The 1,104-nt window shown below is 67.7% G+C and carries 1 pseudogene; it reads left to right on the top strand.

The annotated features are described in order from the left end of the window. Positions 1-77: 77 nt before the first annotated feature. Positions 78-1,081: pseudogene (locus tag ABT112_RS35295) on the top strand (IS5 family transposase). The last annotated feature ends 23 nt before the right edge of the window (positions 1,082-1,104 follow it).

Here is a 1,104-nt window from a genome sequence, read left to right as displayed (position 1 = left end):
CTAGGGCGCGTATCGAGTCGTGATCAATCTGCGGGATGTGCCTTCGTGGCAGGGTTCGGTCCGATAGACCGTCTTACGTGACGCGCGTACAACTGACCGGCCCAGAGTGGCAGTTCATCGAGCCGTACCTGCCGATCGGCGAGTACGGCCCGTACCCCGCGCGGCTGCGGCAGCAGTTCGAGGGCGTGATCTGGCGGTTCAAGACGGGCGGGCAGTGGCGGGAGATGCCGACGGAGTTCGGCGCCTGGTCGACCGTCCACAACCGCTTCAGGCAGTGGCGTGACGCCGGTGTCTTCGAGGCTCTGCTGGAGGGCCTGATCGCGGAGGCCGCGAAGCGTGGTGATGTGGACCTGTCGCTGGTCAGCATCGACTCCACCACCGCCCGGGCTCACCATGACGCGGCCGGGATGCACCTCACCTCCGACGTCGTCACCGCCCTGGAGAAAGCTGCCGCCGAGGAGGAGAAGGCCAGGTCAAAAGGGGCGGCCTCGAAGAACAAAGCGGGCAGGAGCCCGAAAGCGACCCCGCGAGGGAAGAGCGACGACGCATCCAGCGGCGACGGAAACTCCGGCTGAAGGCCGCCCTCCTCGGACGCTCCAGGGGCGGGCAGACCAGCAAGGTCCACCTCGCCGCCGACCGCAAGTGCCGCCCACTGGCGTTCATCCTGACCGCGGGCCAGGCAGCGGACAGTCCGCAGTTCATCCCCGTCCTGAAGAAGGTGCGGGTGCGCGGGCCCGTCGGCCGTCCCCGCACCCGGCCCGGCGCGGTCGCCGGAGACAAGGCTTACTCGTCCCGCGGCAACCGCGCCCACCTGCGCAAACGCCGTATCAAGGCGGTGATCCCGGAGAAGAAGGACCAGGCCGCCAACCGGAAGAAGAAGGGCAGCGGGGGCGGCAGGCCCGTCAGCCACGACACCGAGCTCTACAAGGAACGGAACACCGTCGAACGCGCGATCAACAGGATGAAGGCATGGCGGGGCATAGCGACTCGCTACGACAAAACCCCAGGGAGCTTCCTCGCCGGCCTCCACCTGCGCGCCTCGATGATCTGGGTTACAGACCTCATCCGGAGCACCCGGTGATCACGACTCGATACGCGCCCTAG

Origin of the sequence: Streptomyces sp. NPDC002055, from assembly GCF_040296705.1 — a bacterium.
Classification (GTDB): Bacteria; Actinomycetota; Actinomycetes; order Streptomycetales; family Streptomycetaceae; genus Streptomyces.
The sequence above is the reverse complement of the archived record's forward strand: the minus strand, read 5'-3'. Positions and strand labels throughout refer to the sequence as shown.